The 23387-nt window shown below is 65.1% G+C and carries 21 protein-coding genes and 1 tRNA gene; 16 read left to right on the plus strand and 6 right to left on the minus strand.

Annotated elements, in window-relative coordinates; genetic code table 11:
- The first annotated feature begins 5 nt into the window (after positions 1 to 5).
- On the plus strand, positions 6 to 392 hold the full coding sequence (gloA2, locus tag SBA_RS16820; RefSeq protein WP_261935247.1) for an SMU1112c/YaeR family gloxylase I-like metalloprotein: 387 nt from the start codon (positions 6 to 8) through the stop codon (positions 390 to 392).
- 5 nt (positions 393 to 397) lie between these two features.
- On the opposite strand, the gene SBA_RS16825 is transcribed toward gloA2, so the two are convergent.
- Positions 398 to 1987, minus strand: a complete 1590-nt coding sequence (locus tag SBA_RS16825) for a M28 family metallopeptidase (RefSeq protein ID WP_261935248.1) — start codon at positions 1985 to 1987, stop codon at positions 398 to 400.
- A 120-nt stretch (positions 1988 to 2107) separates the two neighbouring features.
- Between SBA_RS16825 and SBA_RS16830 the strand changes: the two genes are divergently transcribed.
- From SBA_RS16830 to SBA_RS16840, 3 genes are all read left to right on the plus strand, one after another.
- Entirely contained in the window at positions 2108 to 2872 is a 765-nt protein-coding gene (locus SBA_RS16830; RefSeq protein ID WP_261935249.1) for a head GIN domain-containing protein, read from the plus strand.
- Positions 2824 to 3561 carry a head GIN domain-containing protein gene (locus tag SBA_RS16835; protein WP_261935250.1) on the plus strand — a complete coding sequence of 246 codons (738 nt, stop codon included), beginning with the start codon at positions 2824 to 2826 and terminating at the stop codon, positions 3559 to 3561. The genes SBA_RS16830 and SBA_RS16835 overlap by 49 nt, the downstream gene beginning before the upstream one ends.
- 110 nt (positions 3562 to 3671) lie before the next feature.
- The gene (locus SBA_RS16840) at positions 3672 to 3959 is read left to right on the plus strand and encodes a hypothetical protein (protein WP_261935251.1); all 288 of its coding nucleotides are present in this window, start codon (positions 3672 to 3674) and stop codon (positions 3957 to 3959) included.
- Positions 3960 to 4094: 135 nt separating this feature from the next.
- Here SBA_RS16840 and SBA_RS16845 read toward each other — a convergent pair whose 3' ends face one another.
- Positions 4095 to 4433: a hypothetical protein gene (locus tag SBA_RS16845; RefSeq protein ID WP_261935252.1), complete on the minus strand. Its 339-nt coding sequence runs from the start codon at positions 4431 to 4433 to the stop codon at positions 4095 to 4097.
- A gap of 499 nt (positions 4434 to 4932) precedes the next feature.
- On the opposite strand from SBA_RS16845, the gene SBA_RS16850 reads away from it, so the two are divergent.
- Complete coding sequence (locus SBA_RS16850; protein ID WP_261936771.1) at positions 4933 to 6204, plus strand: ammonium transporter; 1272 nt, start codon at positions 4933 to 4935, stop codon at positions 6202 to 6204.
- Between the two features lie 4 nt (positions 6205 to 6208).
- Positions 6209 to 7084 carry a glycosyltransferase family A protein gene (locus tag SBA_RS16855; RefSeq protein WP_261935253.1) on the plus strand — a complete coding sequence of 292 codons (876 nt, stop codon included), beginning with the start codon at positions 6209 to 6211 and terminating at the stop codon, positions 7082 to 7084.
- Here SBA_RS16855 and SBA_RS16860 read toward each other — a convergent pair.
- Positions 7081 to 8415, minus strand: a complete 1335-nt coding sequence (locus tag SBA_RS16860) for an MFS transporter (protein WP_224549980.1) — start codon at positions 8413 to 8415, stop codon at positions 7081 to 7083. The two genes, SBA_RS16855 and SBA_RS16860, sit on opposite strands and share 4 nt — an antisense overlap.
- 163 nt (positions 8416 to 8578) lie before the next feature.
- Here SBA_RS16860 and cyoA point away from each other — a divergent pair, with 163 nt between their 5' ends.
- The 8 genes from cyoA to SBA_RS16900 all read left to right on the plus strand — a co-directional run bounded on the left by cyoA (position 8579) and on the right by SBA_RS16900 (position 17998).
- A complete protein-coding gene (cyoA, locus tag SBA_RS16865; RefSeq protein ID WP_261935254.1) occupies positions 8579 to 9730 on the plus strand; it encodes a ubiquinol oxidase subunit II in 1152 nt (383 codons plus the stop codon).
- Between the two features lie 56 nt (positions 9731 to 9786).
- A complete protein-coding gene (cyoB, locus tag SBA_RS16870; RefSeq protein WP_261935255.1) occupies positions 9787 to 11805 on the plus strand; it encodes a cytochrome o ubiquinol oxidase subunit I in 2019 nt (672 codons plus the stop codon).
- Between the two features lie 6 nt (positions 11806 to 11811).
- Positions 11812 to 12456: a cytochrome o ubiquinol oxidase subunit III gene (gene cyoC, locus SBA_RS16875; protein ID WP_261935256.1), complete on the plus strand. Its 645-nt coding sequence runs from the start codon at positions 11812 to 11814 to the stop codon at positions 12454 to 12456.
- On the plus strand, positions 12453 to 12839 hold the full coding sequence (gene cyoD / locus SBA_RS16880; RefSeq protein ID WP_261935257.1) for a cytochrome o ubiquinol oxidase subunit IV: 387 nt from the start codon (positions 12453 to 12455) through the stop codon (positions 12837 to 12839). Before cyoC ends, cyoD begins: the two co-directional genes overlap by 4 nt.
- Positions 12840 to 12844: 5 nt before the next feature.
- Complete coding sequence (locus SBA_RS16885) at positions 12845 to 13549, plus strand: SURF1 family protein (RefSeq protein WP_261936772.1); 705 nt, start codon at positions 12845 to 12847, stop codon at positions 13547 to 13549.
- Positions 13546 to 14871 carry an ATP-binding protein gene (locus SBA_RS16890; RefSeq protein ID WP_261935258.1) on the plus strand — a complete coding sequence of 442 codons (1326 nt, stop codon included), beginning with the start codon at positions 13546 to 13548 and terminating at the stop codon, positions 14869 to 14871. Before SBA_RS16885 ends, SBA_RS16890 begins: the two co-directional genes overlap by 4 nt.
- Positions 14861 to 15394 (plus strand): response regulator transcription factor, encoded by a 534-nt coding sequence (locus tag SBA_RS16895; RefSeq protein WP_261936773.1) that lies wholly within the window; start codon positions 14861 to 14863, stop codon positions 15392 to 15394. Before SBA_RS16890 ends, SBA_RS16895 begins: the two co-directional genes overlap by 11 nt.
- A gap of 174 nt (positions 15395 to 15568) precedes the next feature.
- Complete coding sequence (locus SBA_RS16900) at positions 15569 to 17998, plus strand: calcium-binding protein (protein WP_261935259.1); 2430 nt, start codon at positions 15569 to 15571, stop codon at positions 17996 to 17998.
- A 181-nt stretch (positions 17999 to 18179) separates the two neighbouring features.
- On the opposite strand, the gene SBA_RS16905 is transcribed toward SBA_RS16900, so the two are convergent.
- Positions 18180 to 18253: transfer RNA gene (locus SBA_RS16905), tRNA-Gly, on the minus strand.
- 47 nt (positions 18254 to 18300) lie between these two features.
- Positions 18301 to 19212, minus strand: coding sequence for a sugar kinase (locus SBA_RS16910; RefSeq protein ID WP_224549973.1), 912 nt, complete (start codon positions 19210 to 19212; stop codon positions 18301 to 18303).
- 155 nt (positions 19213 to 19367) lie between these two features.
- Between SBA_RS16910 and SBA_RS16915 the strand changes: the two genes are divergently transcribed.
- Together SBA_RS16915 and SBA_RS16920 are read left to right on the plus strand one after the other, a co-directional pair.
- Complete coding sequence (locus tag SBA_RS16915; RefSeq protein ID WP_261935260.1) at positions 19368 to 21338, plus strand: hybrid sensor histidine kinase/response regulator; 1971 nt, start codon at positions 19368 to 19370, stop codon at positions 21336 to 21338.
- Between the two features lie 121 nt (positions 21339 to 21459).
- Entirely contained in the window at positions 21460 to 22377 is a 918-nt protein-coding gene (locus SBA_RS16920; RefSeq protein ID WP_261935261.1) for an alpha/beta fold hydrolase, read from the plus strand.
- Here SBA_RS16920 and SBA_RS16925 read toward each other — a convergent pair.
- Positions 22333 to 23265, minus strand: a complete 933-nt coding sequence (locus SBA_RS16925) for an NAD(P)H-dependent flavin oxidoreductase (RefSeq protein ID WP_261935262.1) — start codon at positions 23263 to 23265, stop codon at positions 22333 to 22335. The genes SBA_RS16920 and SBA_RS16925 overlap by 45 nt on opposite strands.
- Positions 23266 to 23387: the final 122 nt, after the last annotated feature.

Below are 23387 nucleotides of genomic sequence, written 5' to 3' on the forward strand. Positions count from 1 at the left end.
GGCCGATGCGCTGCATCCACCATATCGCCCTCATCTGTTCCGACTATGACCGCTCGCGCGCCTTTTATCGCGATATAATCGGCCTGCCCGTCATCCGCGAAGTCTGGCGCGCCGAGCGGCAATCGTGGAAATGCGATCTCGACGCGGGCAATGCGCAGATCGAACTCTTCTCCTTCCCCGCGCCCCTTCCCCGGCCCAGCCGCCCGGAAGCTTGCGGCCTGCGCCACCTGGCCTTCATAATCGCGGACATCGACGTGGAGGTGGCGCGGCTCGACGCGGCCGGGGTGCCATGCGAGCCGATCCGCGTCGACGACCATACCGGCCGGCGCTTCACCTTCTTCGCCGACCCCGACGGCCTGCCGCTCGAACTCTATGAGCAACTGGCGGCATAGCGCTGCTATTTCGCGAACCGCTTGAAGAAACTGTCGTCATTCCACGCCGGCCGTGCCGCCGCATTGGCGACGCGCAGCGTGACCGCGGTCACATAGGCGTTCAGCTTCGCGCTTTCGGCAGGCATGACCGGCTGGTTCAGATCGTCGAACGGCGAATGATAGAGGTTCGCCCGCCATGCCTTTTCCGTGTCGGCTTCCGGCGTGCCCGCCTTGAAGCCATATTTGAAGAACAGCGCGGGAATGCCTTCGCGGATGAAGGCATATTGGTCGGACCGGATGAAGACGTTGCGATCGGGGAAGGGATCGGGCGTGATCGGCAGGGTCATCTGCGCGCTCACCGCCGCCGCATCCTGGCCAAGCGAGCTTTGGTCATAGCCGATCGGCGTCACGCTGGTCAGCGGGAAGATCGGCAGCGCCATGTCGAAATTCAGATCGGCGACGATGCTGGACTGCGGCACCGTCGGTCGCCGTGCGAAATAGCGCGCGCCCAGCAGCCCCTTCTCCTCCGCCGTGACGATCGCGAACAGGATCGACCGCTTCGGCTTGACCTTACCGGCCTTCAACGCCTTCGCGATCTCCAGCAGGCTGGCGACGCCCGACGCATTGTCGAACGCCCCATTATAGATGGCGTCGCCCTTGATCGGCGTGCCGACACCATAGCCATCCAGATGCGCCGACAGCACGACATGTTCCGACCGCAGCTTCGGGTCGCTGCCCGGCAGCACGGCGATCAGGTTGGGCGACGACAGGTCGCGGCGCCTGGCGGCCACCTGCGCCTTGAAACGCAGCGCGAGCGGGAAGCTGGCGACCGCGGCGGAGGCGTCGGCCGCGGCGGCGATCGCAGCGAAATCCTTGTCCGTCCCGGCGAAGAATTGCGCCGACTTGGCCGGGTCGACCTGCGCGCCCAGGAACGGCGTCTGTGTTTCCCGCAGGGTTGCGTCGGCATAATAGAGCGCCGGCGCCCCCGCCAGCGCCACCCGGCGGACCCAGGGAATCTCCACCTGCCTGGGCGTCACCAGCGTGATGAGGCCCAACGCCCCCTGCTCTGCCAGCCAATGCGCGCGTTCTGACCGGGCATGGGACTTGAGCGCGCCGGAGATGGTGGACGGCCCGCCCGACAGCACGACGACGATCTTGCCCTTGAGGTCCAGCCCGGCGAAATCGTCATGCCCCGCTTCGGGCAGGTGCAGGCCATAGCCGGCGAACACCATCGGCGCGTCGATGCGTTCGGGCACCGGGCCGCCGCCCCCCGAAAAGATCAGGTCGCCCGGCACCGCCAACGCCGTTTCGCCCTGCGGCCCGGCCAGCGCGGCGCGGCTCTGGTCCGCCAGGATCACCTGCTCGATAAAGGCGACCGGCTGCTTGTAGCCGTCGATCCCCGCGGGTTTCAGGCCCAATGCCTTGAACTGCGCGATCACATAGTCGGCCGCGCGATCATAGCCCGGCGTGCCGGTGCCGCGCCCTTCCATGCCGTCATTGGCCAGCGCCTGCACATGCGCCCACCAGCGCGCGCCGGCGTCGCCCTCCCCCTCCGCATGAACACGGGCAGCGGCGATCGTCGCAAGCAGGGGAAGAGCGAACAGGGAAAGGCGCATGGACGGGACACTCCATATTTTCAGTCATCTATCATGCCTGAACCGGTCCGACGAACAAGGGGCTTGGAACCGCCACGGACAACGTGTATTGCTCAAACAACACACGTTGAGGAGATTGTGATGCCCCGCCCCTTTCCCCGCTTTGAGATGCCGTTACTCGCGCTGGCCCTGACGGGCATGGCGCTGTCCACCACCGCCTGCTCTCGCACCGACGAGTCGCCCGCCGCCGATGCAGGCGCGCGCAGCACGCAGGACTGGTCGGCGCTCAAGGATTTCACCGAGATCGACGCGACCGGCCCGGACAATGTCGCCGTCACCATCGGCAGCGGCTTTGCGGTGAAGGCGGACGGCGATGCCAGGGCGGTCGCCGACCTCGACATCCGGGTCAAGAACGGCAAGCTGGTGATCGGCCGCAAGTCGAAGGGCGACTGGAACTGGGGTCGCAAGGATGGCGACAAGGGGGCGACGGTCCATGTGACCATGCCCGCCATCACGGCCGCCGCACTGACCGGCGCGGGCGATTTCGACCTGGATAAGGCGCAGGGCGAGCGGCTGGACCTGTCGCTGACCGGAGCGGGCGATTTCCGCATCGGCACGGTGGCGCTCAAGACGCTGAGCGTCGATATTACCGGCGCGGGATCGGTGAAGATTGCGGGCGCCGCCGACGCTGCGAAACTGTCGATCACCGGCGCGGGCGACATTGATGCCGAAGCGCTGAAGGTCGGCACGGCGGACCTGTCGATCCTGGGCGCGGGCGATATCGACATTGCCTCCGACGGGAAGGTCGCTATCAGCATCATGGGTCCGGGCGACGTAACGGTGAAGGGCAAGGCGCAATGCACGACGAGCGGCGTGGGACCGGGCGAAGCGCGCTGCGCACCCTGAGCGCAATCCTGGCTGGTGCGGTGGGCCTGATCCTCGCCGCGCCTGCGGGCGCCGCGACGCGCGGCTATACGATCACCAGCTTCGACGCGATCCGCGTGGATGCGCCGGTCACGGTCATAGTGACCACCGGCGCAGGCGCATCGGCGCGGGCGGAAGGCGACCAGGGGGCGCTCGACCGGCTGAAGGTCGATGTGTCCGGCCGGCTGCTCACCATCGGCATGGACCGGGCGCGGCCGGGCGAAAAAAGCGGCGGCGCGGCGACTTTGCGCCTGTCCACCGCCATGGTGCAGCGGATCGTGCTGACCGGCGGCGGATCGGTGTCGATCGACCGGATGAAGGGCCTGCTGGGGCAGATCGTCCTGGGCGGCAATGGCGATATCACTGTCGCGACGGTCGATCTGGACCAAGTCGAACTGGCGTTGGCGGGCGGCGGCCGCGTGACGATGGCGGGCCGGGCGGGCGTCGCCAATATTCGCGTCAACGGCCCCGGCGCGCTGGCGGCCGAACCCCTTATCGCGCGCCAGGCCAGCGTCACCAACGAAGGACCAGGCAGCATCACCCTGACCGCCGACGTTACCGCGAAGGTGACGACATCGGGATCGGGCGACGTCACCATCACCGGCAAGGCCGCCTGCACCGTCGACAATCGCGGCACCGGCCGCGTGCGATGCGGGGGCGAGAGTTTTTAGAGGGATTGGGATGGGTGGGGAGTGGACGGTCCGCTTCCCGTGTCCATGCCGTAATCAGCTGCCATTGCGCCAATCGCTATATGCAGCTTATTTTTTACGCCGGAGGTGATATGGCGACCGAGCTTCTAGTTGACGGAATGTTGTCGGGAACTGGTATTCGCGACGCCATCAACGGCGGCTATGTCGATCCAAAATCCATTGGGTTGTCAGAGCAACTCGCATGCGGACTAACTTCTTGGCTGGCGCGATACGAAGACGCGCACTTTGCTGGTTTTCCTGATGATCTTGTGGCCGAACTCGACAAAAACGGTATGGCGTTGGCATCAAGGATCAGGGAAGAACTGACCGGCACGACGGTCGGCTACTTCTCCAACGGGCTTATGAGGCGATTGGATTAGGTCCGCTTATCGGCGCTGCAACTGAACCCTTTGACGACAGGGTCTGGTCGCTTCCAGACATACCTATTCCGTCATGCCGGGCCTGCCCCGGCATCCCGCTTCTTTCCGAACGCAGCAACAACTTTTCGCCCTGCCTTACCGCTGCTTCTTGGCGATGGTCGCGGTGAAATCAGGGTCTTTATTCGCCACCCAGTCGACGAATTTGCGCACATTGGGATGGGCCAGCAGGCCCTCGACATTCGTGCCGTGGCGCTGCAATTCGGAATTGGTGAAATTGGCGATCAGCGTCTGCTGGCAGATGCCATGCATGGGAACGACATCGCGCCCGCCCCGGCTCTTGGGAACGGGATGGTGCCAGACGATCGTCTTGCCGGTCGACCGCCCGCACAGCCAGCAGTCTATCACCGGCGCCGGCGCATCCTCCTCGACAGGCACGTCTTCGTAGCGACCATGTTTGGAATGTTTGCGGGCCATCTTCTACCTGCCATCATCTATATGAACGTCTTGGAACTGCGCCGCCCCTCTAAAGGAGCGGGGGCGCCATTACCACAGTTGAACCTGTAAACTGGCCCTTGCCATCCATCGGCGGAAAGACGGGTATGCTGCCCATTCACGAAGGCCTTCCAATGTAGGATTTTGTCTGGTCTATCGTTCTGGATGAATCCGCCGCCCCTCCCCGACAGTCCTGCCGTCGCGCGATCGGCGCATCGCAGTCGCGTGGGCGTAGCGCCAGTGTCGCGCGCGTGTCGCTTGAGTGTGGCCCATGTGGCGCGTCGCAGGGGCGTCACGAGGGCTTCGCGGCAGCCTCACAGTGACTATTGGCCGAATTTGCCCGACGACGGTGTGAACTTCGCCCGTCGTGTCCCGTCGCGTCCTGCCGCTGCATCGCCCGTCACCAATCGACCTTACTTATCGAAAACTTTACCAGAGCGCCGCTAGACACAGCGGACTTGTCCATAGCCGGGTTTTGATGATGCGCTTTTCCTTCGCCCTGCCCCTTCTGACCGCGATCGCGGTGCCGCAACCTGCCTGGGCGCAGGTGGCCGTGGCCGACAGCGGCGATACCGGCTGGATGATCCTGTGCGCGCTGCTGGTGCTGCTGGCCGCGTTGCCGGGGCTGATGTTGCGCCATGCGGGGCAGGTCAATGTGCGCAGCGCCCTGTCGGTGACGGCGCAGGGCGCGGCTGTCGCGGCGGTCGCGGCGCTGACCTGGGGCATTGCGGGCTACAGCATCGCCTATGCGCCGGGCAGCGCCTGGCTGGGCGGCGGCGCGAACCTGCTGCTCGCCAATCTCGCCCAGTTGCGTGACGGGCTGACGGTGCCCGAATCGGCCTTCGTCCTGTTCCAGCTTGCGATTGCGCTGCTCGCCGCCTGCCTGCTGGTGGGCGCAGTGGCGGAGCGGACGCGGATCGGCTGGTGGGTCGCCTTCACCCCGCTCTGGCTGCTGATCGTCTATGCCCCGGTCGCCCATGCGGTGTGGGGCGGCGGCTGGCTGGCCGATATGGGCGTCATGGATTTTGCCGGCGGGCTGGTGCTGCATGGCGTGGCGGGCTTTTCCGCCCTTGCCCTCTCCCTGATCGCGGGCGGGCGGCGCGAACCGTCCGATCCCGGCCACGCCCCGCTGCTGAGCCTGGCGGGCGGCGGGCTGCTGTGGGTCGGCCTGTCCGGCGTGGTCGGCGGCTGGGCGCTGGGCGCGACCGACGACGCCGCGACCGCCATCCTCAATCACCTCTTCGCCGCCTGCGCCGCGGCGCTGACCTGGGGGCTGCTCGACCGGATGCTGAACGCCCGCACCAGCGCGACGGGCATACTGTCCGGCGCACTGGCCGGCATCGCCGCCATAGCGGCCAGCGCCGCGCTGGTGGGCACCGGCGGCGCGATGCTGATCGGCATCATCGCCGCCTGCGTCGCACGCACCGGCGGACGCATCCTCTCCGGCCGGGTCGATGACGGTGCAGGCGTCTTCGCCATCCATGGGCTGGGCGGACTGACCGGCGTGCTGCTGCTGCCGCTGTTCGTCCTGCCGCTGATGGGCGGGGTCGGCTTCGACGCGAATATCTCGGTTGGCGGGGCGTTGACGGCCCAGGCCATCGGCCTGATCGTCGTGGCGCTGTGGGCGATGGTCGGCAGCGCGATCGCCGCGCTGGTCGTGTCGGTCGTCATCGCCATGCGGGTCGGCGCGCAGGAAGAGGCCGACGGCCTCGACGCCAGCCAGCACGGCCAGCAGGGCTGGGACTTCCGTTAAGGCGATGACGCCCCCCTCCTCTTCCGTCGCCCCCTCTTCCGTCGCCGTCGCTATCTTCGCGCATCAGGAAGAACGGCGGATCGGCGCCTGTCTGGCGTCCTTGCCGCTCGATCGGCCGGACACAATCTTCCATGTGCTGGTCAACGGCACGACCGACGCCACGGTCGCGCGGGCGCGGGCAGCGGCGGGCGGCCGGGCCAATGTGATCGTCCATGACATTCAGGCAGGCGGCAAGTCGCGGACCTGGAACCATATGGTGCATGATCTGCTGACCGGGTCCGAGGATGCGGTCGTCTTCCTGGATGGCGATGCCCAGATCGTGGCGGGCTCGATCGATGCGCTGGCCGCCGATCTGGCCGCCCATCCCCGCGCCAATGCCGCGTCGGGGATGCCGATGAACGGGCGGATGGCGGCAACCTATCGCGGCACGCTCCACAGCGAAGGCGGGCTGTTCGGCGATCTCTATGCACTGTCTGGGAATTTCGTGCGGGCTATCCGCGCCCGCGGGCTGCGCCTGCCCGACGACCTGATCGGCGACGACGGGCTGGTGGCGTCCTGGGCGCATACCGGACTGCAAAAGGATATCGCCTGGGATCTCGCCGGGATCGTGCCCTGCGACGATGCGGGCTTCTTGTGCGAGCAGGTCAGCCTGGCCCGACCCCCGACCTGGCGGATGCATTATAAGCGGCTGGTCAACTATTCGGTGCGTTTCTACCAGAACCGGATCGTGTCGGATATCATGACGCGCGAGGGACCGGTTGGCCTCCCCGCGCGTCTTGCAAGCCTCTATTCCGAATGGCTGCCCCGCTTCCGCCCGCGCCCCGGCCTCACCGCCTGGTTCGACCGCAAGGCGCTTAAGAGAATGCGCGACGCGGTTTAACGATCGCGGCCGGCCAGTTCCTTGTTCACGAACAGGGCGACCCCAGTCACCACCGCACCCGACAGCAGATAGATGCCCGACGCGGCCAGGCCGAACTCGGCCGACACGAACAGAGCGACCAGCGGCGCGAAGCCCGCGCCCACCAGCCAGGCCAGGTCCGACGTCAGCGCCGACCCGGTATAGCGGGACGCGGTGCGGAAGTTGGAGGCGACGATGCCCGACGACTGGCCGAAGCTCAGCCCCAGCAGGATGAAGCCCAGCACCATGAAGGCGACTTCGCCCAGATCGCCGCCGTTCAACAGCAGGGGCGCCGCGACCGCGAAGATGGCGATGCCCACGGCCGACCAGCCGATCAAAGTGCGGCGGCCCACCATGTCGGCGACGAAGCCCGACACGATGATCGCCAGCACGCCGACGAACGCGCCGATCACCTCGATCATCAGGAAGCGTTCCAGCGGCTGGTCGGTGTAGAGCGCGATCCAGGACAGCGGGAACACGGTGACCATGTGGAACAGCGCGAAGCTGGCCATCGGCGCGAAAGCGCCGATCACGATGTTGCGCCCTTCGCTGCGGACGGTTTCGACGACCGGCGAAGGCTGTAGCTCGCGCGTTTCGAACAGCCGCTCGAACTCGTGCGTCACCACGATGCGCAGGCGGGCGAACAGCGCCACCACGTTGATCGCGAAGGCGACGAAGAAGGGATAGCGCCAGCCCCAGTCGAGGAAATCGGCGGTCGAGAGGGTGTTGAGGAAGAAGGCGAACAGGCCGGCCGCTACCATCAGCGCCAGCGGCGCGCCGAGTTGCGGCATCATCGCATACCAGCCGCGCTTGTTCTGCGGCGCGTTGAGCGAGAGCAAGGAGGCGAGGCCGTCCCAGGTGCCACCCAGCGCCACGCCCTGCCCGGCGCGGAACAGCGCCAGCAGGAAGGCGGCACCATGGCCGATCGTGTCATAGCCCGGAAGGAAGGCGATGGCCGCCGTCGATCCGCCCAGCAGGAACAGCGCAATGGTGAGTTTCACGCCGCGGCCATAGGCGCGATCGACCGCCATGAAGATGAATGACCCGATCGGACGTGTGATGAAGGCGAGCGCGAAGATGGCGAAGGACCAGAGCGTCCCCATCAGCGGCGACATATAGGGGAAGATATGCGCCGGGAAGACGATGCAGGAGGCGATCGCATAAACGAAGAAGTCGAAAAATTCCGACGTGCGACCGATGATGACGCCGATCGCGATCTCGCCGGGCGCGATCTTCTTGTGCCCATGCGCATGAAGCTGGCGCACGTCGCGTTCCGCCTGGGTCGAATTGGGCGTGGTCGTCGCGGAAGTCATGGGGTAAAACGGACCTTCATGCTGCGGGAACGATCCGTGCCGCACTTCGTTGCACGACGAATCATCCCGGTGATAAATTCACCCATGCCCTATTTTGCAGATGCACAGGGATAGGACAAAAGGTCCAATGTCGCGCGCCGGCCATCCTGATAATGCGGGCCGCATGATAGCCCGTCATTCCGCCACCAAGCGCGCATTTCTGCGCCGAATCGCGCCACTCCTGCTGCTGCCGCTGGGCGGATGCAACTGGGTGGTCCTGTCCCCCGCCGGCGACGTTGCAATGCAGCAACGCGACCTGATCCTCATTTCCACCGCGCTGATGCTGCTGATCATCATTCCGGTGATGGCGATGACGATCTGGTTCGCCTGGAAATATCGGGAGAAAGCGAAGGCGGAGGATTATGATCCCGACTGGGATCATTCGACCAGCCTGGAGCTGCTGATCTGGTCGGCGCCGCTGCTGATCATCATCGCGCTGGGCGCGGTGACGTGGAGCAGCACCCATCTGCTCGACCCCTATCGGCCGATCGAACGCGTCGATCAGGCGCGCAAGGTCGATCCGGCCGCCAAGCGGTTGCAGGTCGAAGTGGTGGCGATGGACTGGAAATGGGTGTTCATCTATCCCGAGCTGGGCATCGCGACGGTGAACGAACTGGCCGCGCCGGTCGACCGGCCGATCGAGTTCAAGATCACCTCGTCCAGCATCATGAACAGCTTCTTCGTACCCGCGCTCGCCGGCCAGATCTACGCCATGCCGGGGATGCAGACGGTGCTGCACGCGGTCGCCAACAAGCCGGGCAATTATGAGGGTTTCTCCGCCAATTATTCGGGCGCCGGCTTCTCCAACATGCGTTTCCGCTTCCACGCGATGGATGAGGCCGGTTTCGACCAGTGGGTCGCCAAGGTGAAAGCCAGCGGCGCGACCCTGGACCGGGCGACCTACATCAAGCTGGAACAGCCCAGCGAAAAGGTGCCGCCTATGTATTTCGGCGGCGTTGAGCCCAAACTGTTCCACGCCGCGCTCAACATGTGCGTGCAGCCGGGCAAGAAGTGCATGGACGCGGTGATGATGACCGACATGCACGGCGGCGCGGGCAAGGAATCGGCACATGACGTCGAAGGGCTGCGCCATGACGGCACGATCGACGTGGGCGGCTATCATCCGGTCGAGCCGGGCAAGAAGGGCGAGATCGCCCAGCCCGCGGGCATGACCCCGGCGGCGGACCGCACCCCGGCCGCGCAGGGCCATCAGGCCCCCGGCCAGCAGGACGGCGATGGGCATGGCGGTGGCCATGCCGGTCATGAAGGCATGTGATCGCCCATGCCCTGCCCCCGTTCTTTCTTTTCTCTCTCGCCTGAAGGCTAGACGCCATGTCCCCCTCCCCCGCCTCTGAAAATAGCGGCATCTGGAAGCTGATATTCGGTCGGCTCGACTGGAGTTCGCTCCCCCTGCACGAGCCGATCGTCGTCGGCACCTTCATCATGGTCATGCTCGGCGGCCTCGTCGTCGTCGCGGGCATCACCAAGTATAAATTATGGGGCATGTTGTGGCGCGACTGGTTCACCACCGTCGACCATAAGCGCATCGGCATCATGTACATGATCCTGGGCCTCATCATGTTCGTGCGCGGCTTTGCCGACGCGGTGATGATGCGCCTGCAGCAGGCGATGGCGTTCAACGGGTCGGAAGGCTATTTGAACGCCCATCATTACGACCAGATTTTCACGGCGCATGGCGTCATCATGATCTTTTTCGTCGCGATGCCGATGATCACCGGGATCATGAACTATATCGTCCCGCTCCAGATCGGCGCGCGCGACGTCAGCTTCCCCTTCCTCAACAATTTCAGTTTCTGGATGACTACGGCGGGTGCCGTCATCGTCATGATGTCGCTGTTCGTGGGCGAATTTGCGCGCACCGGCTGGCTGGCCTATCCGCCGCTGTCGGGCATCGCCTATTCGCCGGGCGTGGGCGTCGACTATTATATCTGGGGCTTGCAGATTGCGGGCATCGGCACGCTGCTGTCGGGCGTCAACCTGATCGCGACCATCGTGAAGATGCGCGCGCCGGGCATGAACATGATGAAGCTGCCGGTCTTCACCTGGACCTCGCTGTGCGCCAACGTGCTGATCGTGGCCGCCTTCCCGGTGCTGACCGCCGTTCTCGCACTGCTGTCGCTCGACCGCTATATCGGCACCGCCTTCTTCACCAACGACATGGGCGGCAACCCCATGATGTATGTGAACCTGATCTGGATCTGGGGTCACCCGGAAGTCTATATCCTCATCCTGCCGCTGTTCGGCGTGTTCAGCGAAGTCACCGCGACCTTCTCGAACAAGCGCCTCTTCGGCTACAGCTCGATGGTCTATGCGACGGTCGTCATCGCGATCCTGTCCTATCTCGTGTGGCTGCACCACTTCTTCACCATGGGATCGGGCGCCAGCGTCAACAGCTTCTTCGGCATCACGACGATGGTCATTTCCATCCCGACCGGCGCGAAGCTCTTCAACTGGCTGTTCACCATGTATCGCGGCCGCATCCGGTTCGACCTGCCGATGATGTGGACCGTCGCCTTCATGCTGACCTTCACCGTCGGCGGGATGACCGGCGTGCTGCTCGCCGTGCCGCCCGCCGACTTCGTGCTGCACAACTCGCTGTTCCTGATCGCGCATTTCCATAATGTGATCATCGGCGGCGTGCTGTTCGGCCTGTTCGCAGCGATCAATTACTGGTGGCCCAAGGCGTTCGGCTTCACGCTGGACACCAAATGGGGCAAGCGCAGCTTCTGGCTGTGGGTCGTGGGCTTCTGGTTCGCCTTCATGCCGCTCTATATCCTCGGCCTGATGGGCGTGACCCGCCGGATGCGCGTGTTCGACGATCCAAGCCTCCAGATCTGGTTCCAGATCGCCGCCTTCGGCGCGCTGATGATCGCCGCCGGCATCGCCTGCATGTTCGTCCAGTTCGCGGTCAGCATCATCAACCGCGAGAAGCTGCGCGACACTACGGGCGATCCGTGGAACGGCCGCACGCTTGAATGGGCGACCAGTTCGCCCCCGCCAGACTATAATTTCGCCTTCACGCCCGTCATCCATGACAATGACGCCTGGGCCGACATGAAGAAGCGCGGCTATCAGCGGCCGCTGTCGGGGTACGAAGCGATCCATATGCCGTCCAACACCGGCACCGGCATCATCATCGCCGGACTGTCCGTCGCCTTCTCGGTCGGCATGATCTGGTACATCTGGTGGCTCGCGGGCCTCAGCTTCGCCGGCATCCTCGCTGTCGCGATCGGCCATACCTTCAACTATAAGCGCGACTTCTACATCCCCAAGGATGTGGTCGAGCGTACCGAGGGCGAGCGCACCGCGCTGCTCGCGACCCAGGGTTAATCCATCATGGCAAGCGCATCTCCGATCGACCCCGCCTTCCTCGACAAGGACGGCAACCCGCTCTTCCATCTGGAACATGAGCCGCATCATCCCGAAGGGTCCAGCACCATGCTGGGCTTCTGGATGTACCTGATGAGCGATTGCCTCATCTTCGCCTGCCTGTTCGCCACCTATGCGGTGCTGGGCGGCAACTATGCGGCGGGACCGGGGCCGAAGGATCTGTTCGATCTGCCGCTGGTGGCGGTGAACACGGCCATGCTGCTCTTCTCCTCCATCACCTATGGCTTCGCCATGCTGGCGATGGAGGAGAACCGGGTCGGCGCGACGCAGGGCTGGCTGGCCGTCACCGGCCTGTTCGGCCTCGCCTTCCTCAGCATCGAAATGTACGAATTCGCGCACCTCATCCATGAGGGCGCGACGCCGATGCGGTCGGGCTTCCTGTCGGCCTTCTTCACGCTGGTCGGCACCCACGGGCTGCACGTCACCTTCGGCTGCATCTGGCTGGTGACGCTGATGGTGCAGGTCGCGAAAAAGGGCCTGATACCCGCCAACCAGCGCCGCCTGATGTGCCTCAGCATGTTCTGGCACTTCCTCGACGTCATCTGGATCGGCGTCTTCACCTTTGTCTATCTGATGGGAATGCTGCGATGAGCGATGCCGCCCACCCCAAACCCGGCCATGACCACCCCGACGCCCATGCGGGCGCGCATGGCAGCATGGGCAGCTACATGATCGGCTTCGGCCTGTCGGTGATCCTGACGGCCATCCCCTTCTGGCTGGTCATGGCCAGCGTCTTCGCCAATCCGCAGGCCACCGCGATCATCATCATGGCCTTCGCCGTCGTGCAGATCGTGGTGCATATGATTTACTTCCTGCACATGAACACCCGTTCCGAAGGCGGCTGGTCGATGATGGCGCTGATCTTCACGCTGGTGCTGGTCGTCATCACCCTGTCCGGGTCGATGTGGGTCATGTATCATCTCAATCATAACATGATGCCCATGTCGCAGCATGACATGAGCCAGATGCCGTGAAAGCCATGGACCCCCGCCCCGAAAAGGCGGGGTTCCCGGTCGGCCTGACGCTGGCCGCGCTGATCCTGTTCGTCGGCCTCATTGCGCTCGGCGTCTGGCAGGTGGAGCGGCTGGCATGGAAGCGCGACCTCATCGCCCGCGTCGATGTCCGCATCCACGCCGCGCCGGTGCCGGCTCCGGCCAGCGCAACCCAGGCCGACGAATATCGCCGCGTCACCGCCACCGGCGCCTTCCTGCATGACAAGGCCGCGCTGGTGCAGGCCGCCACGGTGCGCGGCGCGGGCTATTGGGTTCTGACCCCGCTGCGTCAGGCGAACGGCGTGATTCTCCTCGTCAACCGCGGCTTCGTGCCACCGGAAGCCAAGGCCCGCTACGATCGGCCGCAGGGCGTGGTGCGCGTCACCGGCCTGCTGCGCCTGACCGAACCGGGCGGCGGCTTCCTGCGCAGCAACGATCCCGCCGCCGACCGCTGGTATTCGCGCGACGTCGCCGCCATCACGACCGCACGCAATCTCAGGTCGATAGCGGGCTATTTCATCGACGCGCAGGCCGGCCCTTCGCCCGACGTGCTGCCGGTGGGCGGGCTGACCGTCGTCAGCTTCCCCAACAACCATCTGCAATATGCCATCACCTGGTTCATACTGGCGGCGATGGTCGCCGGGGCCTATAGCCTGGTCATGCGCCAGTCTGGAAAAGATCGCCGGGGATGACTGCACAGCCGGGAAGACGCGCGCGCTGGCTGCCGAGCCGGTGGCCCGCCGACGCAGCCGGGCGCCGCAACATGGCGTTGCTGGTGCAATTGCGCTGGATCGCCATCGCCGGGCAGGTCGCGACGATCCTGTTCGTCCATTTCGGCATGGACATCCACCTGCCGCTGCCATCGATGCTGGTCGTGCCGTGCATCGCAGCGGCGATGAACATCGGCAGCCTGATGGTGCTGCGCAGGCGCACCGACATCACCCATGCCGAGCTGTTCCTGGCGCTGTTGTTCGACGTGTTCGCGCTGACCACCCAACTTTATCTGAGCGGCGGCGCGACCAATCCGTTCGTGTCGCTCTATCTGGTGCAGGTGGCGCTGGGCGCGGTGCTGCTGCATCGCTGGAGCGTATGGGGAATCGTGGCGGTATCGATGCTCTGCGCGGCGATGCTGGCCTTCGTCTACCGTCCGCTCGACCTCAGCGAAACGCTGGAAGGGCATCTGTTCGACCTGCATATTGTCGGCACCTGGATCTGCATCACCATGATCGCGGTGCTGCTGGTGCTGTTCATGACCCGCGTGACCCGCAACCTGCAACAGCGGGAGGCCTATCTGGCGGAACTGCGGCAGCAGGCGGTCGAGGAAGAGCATATCGTACGGATGGGCCTGCTGGCATCGGGCGCGGCGCATGAACTGGGCACGCCTCTCGCCCAGCTCGCCGTGGTGCTGGGCGACTGGCGGCACATGCCGGAGATCAAGACGCACCCCGCACTGGTCGAGGAAGTGGGAGAGATGGAAGCGGCAGTGCAACGCTGCAAGACCATCCTGACCGGCATCCTCATGTCCGCGGGGGAGGCGCGCGGCGAAGCGCCGCAGATCACCAACGTCCGCGATTTCATCGACATCATCGCGCGCGACTGGCGGATCGCCAATCCGGGTATGCCGCTGCGCTGCGATTTCGGCCCGCATGAATATCCGCGCATCATCGCCGATCCGGTGATCCGCCAGGCGGTGACCAACCTGCTGGACAATGCGCGCGAGGCGGGCGCGACCTATATCAACATGATGGTCAGCCGCGACAGCCAGTGGCTGCACATCGCGGTGCGCGACAATGGCCGTGGCTTCGACGCGGCGATGCTGGCCGATGTCGGCAAACCCTATCGGTCGAGCAAGGGCAAGCAGGGCGGCGGCCTCGGCCTCTTCCTGGTGGTCAATGTCGTGCGCAAGCTGGGCGGGCGGGTCGACGCCAGCAATGGTGCGGAGGGCGGCGCGATGATCCTGCTGCGCCTGCCGCTCTCGACGCTGGCGCTGGAGGAGGCGAATGATGACGGATGAACGGCAATTGCTGATCGTCGAGGATGACGAAGGCTTCGCCCGCACGCTCAAACGCTCTTTCGAACGGCGCGGCTACAGCGTGCTGTCGGCCGACAGCCTGGAAACGGTGACCGCGATACTCGCCGACAACCGCCCCGGCTTCGCGGTCGTGGATCTCAAGCTTGGCCCGCAATCGGGCCTGGCCTGCGTCCAGGCGCTCCACGCCCATGATCCGGCGATGCTGATCGTGGTGCTGACGGGCTTCGCCAGCATCGCGACGGCCGTGGAGGCGATCAAGCTGGGCGCCACCAATTATCTCGCCAAGCCTTCCAACACCGACGATATCGAGGCCGCCTTCGCCCGCTCCGGCGGCGACCCCACCGCGCCGCTCGCGCCCCGGCCGACGTCGATCAAGACGCTGGAATGGGAACATATCCACGAGGTGCTCAAGGATAGCGAGTTCAACATCTCCGAAGCCGCGCGGCGGCTGGGTATGCATCGCCGCACCCTCGCCCGCAAGCTGGCCAAGCGTCAGGTAGGTTAAGTTTACTTACCCACTTGCGACAGACCCAGACAGGCTGGATCAAATAGAGAATCTTCGCTGTCGCAGACCATGACAAAGTATCCGCGCCGGACAGATGGTAATGGGCCGCTGTTTTCTTGTCGGAACCAGCAGCGTCGTCTATGACCTGTCCATCCATCCCGGCAGGAGGGGATCATGGCAGGCTTTATCGGCTATTGGCTTACGATCGATCGTGATTCCGGCACGTTCGACATGCAGATCGATTATTATGTTCCCGGCTATGACGATCCGGAAACCGGGGAAGCCTTCTACGAAACAAGCTGGAATTACAATTATTACGACCAGGGCGGGACGATCGGGGGCACCGGCGGCTATGGCTGGGACTCGGGTTCCGCCATCGTCTATCTCGGCTTTCCGGGAGGCGAGGATGCGTCCGACGGCACTCTCTCCTTTTCCGCGATGAACAATTTCAGCGGCGAGTCGGTCTCCATGACCTGGCACATCCTCAATGCCGGCCTTGCCCATGGCGACCAGTTGCTGACCGGTTCCGCCGACATGGACATCATCCTGTCCGGCTATGGCGCCGATGAACTGCGCGGCGGCGATGGCGACGATTTTCTCGACTCTGGCGATGGCAATGACCGGCTGTTCGGCGGCGCGGGCGATGACTGGCTGGACGGGGGGCGCGGCGCCGACCAGATGAGCGGCGGCGACGGCCATGACATTTATTTCGTGAGCAACATCTACGATCAGGTGATCGAGGCGGACGGCGAAGGCATCGATTTCGTCGTGTCGTCGGTCAGCTACACATTGGCGCCCTTCGTCGAAGCGCTGGCGCTCGACGGCCCCGATGCCCGCAACGGCACAGGCAATGAGCAGGATAACCGGATCGACGCCAACGACCTGGCCAACGTGCTGAGCGGTCTGGGGGGCGACGACCTGCTGCTGGGCTATGACGGCGATGACAGGCTGCTGGGCGGCGCCGGCTCGGACCTGCTGGACGGCGGCGCGGGCGACGATCGGCTGGAGGGCGGCGATGGCGATGACCTCTATGTCGTCGACTCAATCAACGACCAGACGATCGAACTGTCCGGCGGCGGCACGGACGAGGTTCTTGTTCTGGATCTGGACGATTACGAGTTGGCGAGCCATGTGGAAAATCTCACCTATCTCGGCGGCGCAGCGCTGTTTCGCGGCAGCGGCAACAGCCTGAACAATCTCCTGAACGGCGGATTGGGCGCGGATATCCTGCGCGGCCTGCAAGGCAGCGACACCCTGCACGGCGACTTGGGCGACGATGTGCTGATGGGTGGAACGGGCGCCGATATGCTTTATGGCGATCAGGGCGTCGACATGGCCAGCTATGCCGAGGCCCTGTCGGCCGTCGCCGCCAACCTCGCCTCCGGCGTCGGAACGCGGGGCGAGGCGATAGGCGACCAATATGACGGGATCGAGGGGCTGATCGGCAGCAGCCACGACGACAAGCTGACCGGAGACGCCGGCGAGAACCAGCTTATGGGCGGCGCGGGCGATGACATAATGTTCGGTGGCGACGGGCGCGACTGGCTGATCGGCGGAGCCGGCGCGGATCTGCTCAACGGCGGCAAGCATGGCGACGTTGTGAGCTATCGCGGATCGGTCGGGGCAGTGCTTGTCAATCTGCAGACCCAGACCGCATCGGGTGGCGACGCCGACGGCGACACGCTCATCAGCTTCAGCCATGCGGAGGGCGGCGACGGCAACGACGTACTGATCGGCGGCGGCGGCCGCAACCAGTTGATCGGCGGCCTGGGGAATGACCGGCTGGAAGGCGCCGCTGGCGACGACATGTTGCGGGGCGGCGCAGGCGCGGATACGCTGCTGGGCGGCGACGGCAACGACATTCTGGACTATAGCGGATCGACCGCCGGCGTGACTGTGAACCTCACCACCGGCGCAGCGGACGGCGGCGATGCGACCGGCGACAGCTTCAGCGGCATGGAAAGGATCACCGGCAGCGACCTTGACGACACTCTGGCTGGCGATGGCCGGACCAATATATTGGTCGGCGGCGCCGGCGACGATATTCTATACGGCGGTGCTGGCAACGACATCATCATCGGCGGCCTTGGCGCGGATGAAATGCACGGCGGCAGCGGGTCGGACCTGTTGAGCTACAGGGGATCGCTCGACTGGGTGACCATCCATCTCGACCTGGGCTGGTCCTATGGCGTGGAAGGGTCCGGCGACAGGTTCATCGGGTTCGAGAATGCGCGCGGGAGCGAGGTCGGGGATGCGCTGTACGGCAATGCCGGCAACAACCATCTCTACGGCGGCGACGGTGGCGACTATCTGGACGGCGGCGGCGGCAAGGACGTCCTCTACGGCGAGGCCGGCGACGACGCCTTCCTGTTCTGGACGGGGTCCGGCCAGGTGCGAATCATGGACTTTACCGCCGGCGACGAGCAGGCCGATGATCGCATCATTCTGACGATGGGCGAGGATTATGACAGTTTCGCCGAAATCATGGCGATCGCGACGACGGATGGCGCCGACACCCGCTTTGATTTTGGGGGTGGACAGTCCCTGATCCTGACCGGCGTCGATAAAGCCGCGCTGGTCAGTTCGGATTTCGTCTTCAGCTAGGGAGGGAGAGGCAATTCCCGCCACGGCATGGCCGGTCAGGGCGTAGCGCGCCAAAAACGAGGGTTCGCATCGTAGAGCATCGTGCGGAAAAGTGGGAACCGCTTTTCCGCTAAAACGAGCGAAGATAAAAAACCAGATCGTACGACTTGCGTCCGATTAAACGCAGCGCGCTTTAGACGGCTGGAGCGGGTGAAGGGAATCGAACCCTCGTCACTTGCTTGGGAAGCAAAAGCTCTACCATTGAGCTACACCCGCCTGCCCGACCGCCCATGGCGCAAGCCATGGGCTGCTGTCAACGGGGATCAGCCATAAGGCGCATCGGCATCGCGCGCCGGAATCGCGCCGCGGCGGCCGATATTCCAGCCGGCGAGACGATGCCCGGCCAGCGCCGCATCGCGCGGGCTGGCGCCGGCCAGCCGGGCATGGAGATAGCCGCCATTGAACGCGTCCCCCGCCCCGCTCGAATCGATGACGTCCAGTTGACGCGGTATCGGCACGATCTCGCCCGCCACCAGACAGCCATCGCCGCCCAGCTTCACGACCACGTCCCGCCCCTCGCCCGCACCCCAGCGCGCCGCCGCGTCGCGGGCGTCGTCGGCTTCGCCCATCTCGACCTCGTCCGCCAGCGTCGGCAGGCCCATGTCGCTGACCGCGATCGCCCGGTCGCGCCAGCGGCGCGCGGTCGCCGCATCATCCCACAGCCGCGCGCGATAATTGCCGTCGAAGGCGATGCGGCCGCCATGGGCACGCACCTGCGCGCACAGGTCCAACAGCGCCTCCCGGCCGGCGTCCGGCAGGATCGCCAGGGTGATGAGCGAAAAATAGAGCAGGTCCGATTGCGCCGCCTGCGCCACCATCGCCGCGCTTTGCGGCAGGTCGAACATCCGCCGCGCCGCCGCCTCGCCGCGCCAGTAATGGAAGCTGCGCTCGCCCGCCGCATCCGTCTCGATCGCGTAGAGGCCGGGCAGCTTGTCCTTTGCCGCGATGACCAGCGACGTGTCCACGCCTTCCGCTTCCCATTGGGCGCACAGTTGCGCGCTCATGGGATCGGTGCCCAGCGCGCTGGCGAGGCGGACAGTGTCGCCCGCGCGCGCCAGATGGATGGCGGTGTTGATGACGTCGCCGCCATAGCGCAGGTTCCAGCCATCCCCATCGCCGCGGCTCAGCTCCAGCATCGCTTCGCCAATGACCGTGATCGTCGCCTTCGTCGCCATGCCCGCTCCCTGTGCAGTAGAGCCGGCGTGGTGCGCAGGGCCGCGTTTCAAGTCAAGAGGGCCTGCCGCGCGACCGCAGGGAACGATTGCGCTGCAGCGCCGTTTTGCCGATGGCAAAGAGAGCACCGTCCACCGGCGCTTGATTCGGGGACAAGATGGTTACCGCCTCCACTGACGAAACAGGCAATCGCTTCGAACTGCTGGTTCAAAGCGTCACCGACTATGCGATCTATATGCTCGACCCGACGGGCGTAATCGTCAGTTGGAACGCGGGCGCGCGCCGCTTCAAGGGCTATGAAGCGGACGAGATCATCGGCCAGCATTTTTCCCGCTTCTACACGCCGGAGGACCTGGCCCGCGGTATCCCCGCAATCGCGCTCCATGCCGCCGAGCATGACGGCCGGTTCGAAGCGGAAGGCTGGCGCGTCCGCAAGGATGGCGGACAATTCTGGGCCAGTGTCGTGATCGATCCGATCCGGGCGCCCGACGGCCGGCTGCTGGGCTTCGCCAAAGTGACGCGCGACCTGACCGAGCGACGCGCCGCGCAGGATGCCTTACGCGCCAGCGAGGAACGCTTCCGGCTGCTGGTGCAGAGCGTGACCGACTACGCCATCTACATGCTCGATCCCGTCGGCACGGTGACGAGCTGGAACATGGGCGCGGAACGATTCAAGGGCTATAAGGCCGAAGAGATATTGGGCCAGAATTTCTCCCGCTTCTACAGCGAGGAAGATCGGCTGGCGGGCCTGCCCTCGCGCGCGCTCCATAGCGCGCAGACCGTGGGCCGGTTCGAGGCGGAAGGCTGGCGCATTCGCAAGGACGGCACGCGTTTCTGGGCCAATGTCGTGATCGACCCGATCCGCACCCCGGACGGCACCTTGCTGGGCTTCGCCAAGATCACCCGCGACCTGACCGAACGACGCGATGCGCAACGCGCCCTCGACGAGGCGCGCGACGCCATCGTCCAGACCCAGAAGATGGACGCGATCGGCAAGCTGACCGGCGGCGTCGCGCATGATTTCAACAATCTGCTGGCGGTGATCGTCGGCAGCCTGGACCTCGCCCGGCAAAGGCTGACGACCGGCGGCGACATCGCCCGTTATCTCGACAACGCCATGACCGCGGCCGAGCGCGGCGCGACCCTGACGCAGCGGATGCTCGCCTTTGCGCGCAAGCAGGAACTCAAGCTGCAAAGCGTCGACTGCGTCATATTGGTGCAGGGCATGGCCGAATTGTTCCGCACCACATTGGGCGCGGCGGTAGCCATAGAGATGCGCTTTCCGCCGGCGCTGGGCGCCGCCCATGCCGATCCATCCCAGTTGGAACTGGCGCTGCTCAACCTGGCGGTCAATGCGCGTGACGCCATGCCGGAAGGCGGGCGGATCATCGTCGACGCGGCGCGAACGACCGTCGCCCCGGACGAGCGCCCCGACCTGGGGGCGGGCGACTATATCCGCCTGTCCGTGATCGACGAGGGCGAGGGCATGGACGCCGCCACGCTGGAGCGCGCCCGCGAACCCTTTTTCACCACCAAGGGCGTGGGCAAGGGCACCGGCCTGGGCCTGTCGATGGTGCATGGCTTCGCCCAGCAATGCGGCGGCTCGCTGACGATCGCCAGCGAGCCCGGCGTCGGAACCAGCGTATCGCTGTGGTTGCCGATGGCGCAGGCCGATGCGGAGGCGCAGCACATCGCCATGGTGGTGGAGGAATTGCATGACCCAGACATGCCGCTGGTCATTCTGGCGGTGGACGATGACGATCTGGTGCTGACGAATACGGCCGGTATGCTGGAGGATCTGGGCCATACCGTGTTCCAGGCGTCGTCCGGCGCCGATGCATTGCGGTTGCTGGCGGGCGGCAGCGTGGACCTGGTCGTCACCGACCATGCAATGCCGGGCATGACCGGCGCGCAGCTCGCCGATGCGATCGAACAGATGCAACCCGGCCTGCCGGTCGTCATCATTACCGGCTTTGCCGAACTGCCGCCGCACGCCACGCATCGCCTGCGTCTCGACAAACCGTTCAGGCAGGCGGAGCTTGCGCGCACCGTCGCGACCGCCATGCGCACCGCGCTCGCATCGGCGATCGTGGCGCGCGAACCCGATCCGCCCCGTACCGACTGTTGATCCATTTTTCGAAAAACCCGGCCGAAATATTGGAAAAGCGGCATTTTTCGTCGCTCTTTACTTGCAACATCGGTGCAGTTCCCTGATGGGGACCATATCTGTTCCCAGCCTGCAGGATCGCATGGACATCTTGACTGCGCCGACCCCGACTTCGCATTTCTTCACATCGTTGCGGACACGGCTGCACTATCTCGACTGGGGCAATCCATCGGCCCCGACGCTGGTCCTGGTGCATGGCGGCTTCGACCATGCGCGCAGTTGGGACTGGACGGCGCGCGCGCTGGCGCGGGACCATCATGTCATCGCGCTGGACCTGCGCGGCCATGGCGACAGCGGCTGGTCGCCCGACGGCTCCTATATGATGGCCAATTTCGTGTACGACCTGGCGCAGCTGGTCGACCTGCTCGACCGGTCGCCCGTGACGATCGTGGGCCATTCGCTCGGCGGCGCGATCAGCCTGCGCTATGCGGGTCTGTTCCCTGAAAAAGTGCGCAAGCTTGTCGCGATCGAAGGTCTGGGTCTGTCGCCCGACCGCCTGAAGCAAAAGGCCGAACAGGCGGCGCCCCAGGTCTGGCGCGAATGGATCGACACGCGCCGCGCCAGCGCACGGCGCACGCCGCGGCGCTATCCCACGATCGAGGCGGCGATCGGCCGGATGCGCGAGCGCAACGAGCATCTGACGGTCGAGCAGGCGCTGCATCTGACCAGCCACGGCGTCAACCGCAACGAAGACGGCAGCTATGGCTGGAAATTCGACCCCTATCTGAAAGGGCTGGCGCCCCAGGCCGGCACCGATGAGGAACTGCCCGACTTCTGGAAGCGGATCAGTTGCCCCACCCTGCTCTGCCTGGGCCAGGATAGCTGGGCATCCAACCCGGAAAAGGACGGCCGCATCCGCCATTTCAGCGACGCCCGGCTGGTCGAGTTCGCCGATGCCGGCCACTGGCTGCACCATGACCAGTTCGAGCGCTTCATCGGCGAGGTTCGCGGCTTCCTAGAGGGTGAAGCCGGCGACAGCCGCACGGTAGTCCGCCTTTAACCCCGCGACGAAATCGGCGGTCGGCTGCACCTTGTCGACCGCGCCGATCCCCTGGCCGCAACCCCATACGTCGCGCCACGCCTTCTTGTCGCCGCCGGTCATCGCCGCGAAATCCATGTCCTTCGCCTTGGGCAGGCTGTCGGGGTCCAGCCCCGACGCGACGATGCTGGGGCGCAGATAATTGCCGTGGACGCCGGTGAACACGTCCGAATAGACGATGTCGGCGGCATGGCTGTCGACGATCATCTGCTTGTAGGCGGGGTCGGCATTGGCCTCCGCCGTGGCGATGAAGGGCGATCCCATATAGGCGAGGTCCGCGCCCATCATCCGCGCGGCGGCGATGGCGCGGCCGGTGGCGATCGATCCCGACAGCGCCAACGGCCCGTCGAACCATTGGCGGATTTCCTGGATCAGCGCGAAGGGCGACAGCGTGCCGGCATGGCCGCCCGCCCCCGCCGCCACCGCGATCAGGCCATCGGCGCCCTTCTCGATCGCCTTGCGCGCGAACATGTCGTTGATGATATCGTGCAGGACGATGCCGCCATAGCTGTGGATCGCCGCATTCACATCCTCGCGCGCGCCGAGCGAAGTGATGACGATCGGCACCCTATATCGGACACACAGCGCCAGATCCTCCTCCAGCCGCGCATTGGTGCGGTGGACGATCAGGTTGACGGCGAAGGGCGCATCGGCGTCGGTCAGTTCCGCCTGCAACTGCTGCAACCACGCCTCGAACATGCCCGACGGCCGCGCATTGAGCGAGGGAAAGGCGCCGACGATCCCTGCGCGGCACTGCGCCATGACCAGCGCCGGTTGCGAGATGATGAACATCGGCGACCCGATCAGCGGCAGCGCAAGGCGGCCTTCCAGCAATGTCGGCAGGGTCATGGAACAGGCGTCTCCTCTATTATCACACCGCGCTAACACCGCTCGACCCTCGGAAAAAGGTCAAAATCAACTGTATTGATGTATTAATACAGCAATGCTATAACGACGCTGCCAGACAGTGT

Origin of the sequence: Sphingomonas bisphenolicum (genome assembly GCF_024349785.1) — a bacterium.
In the GTDB taxonomy this organism is placed as follows: domain Bacteria; phylum Pseudomonadota; class Alphaproteobacteria; order Sphingomonadales; family Sphingomonadaceae; genus Sphingobium; species Sphingobium bisphenolicum.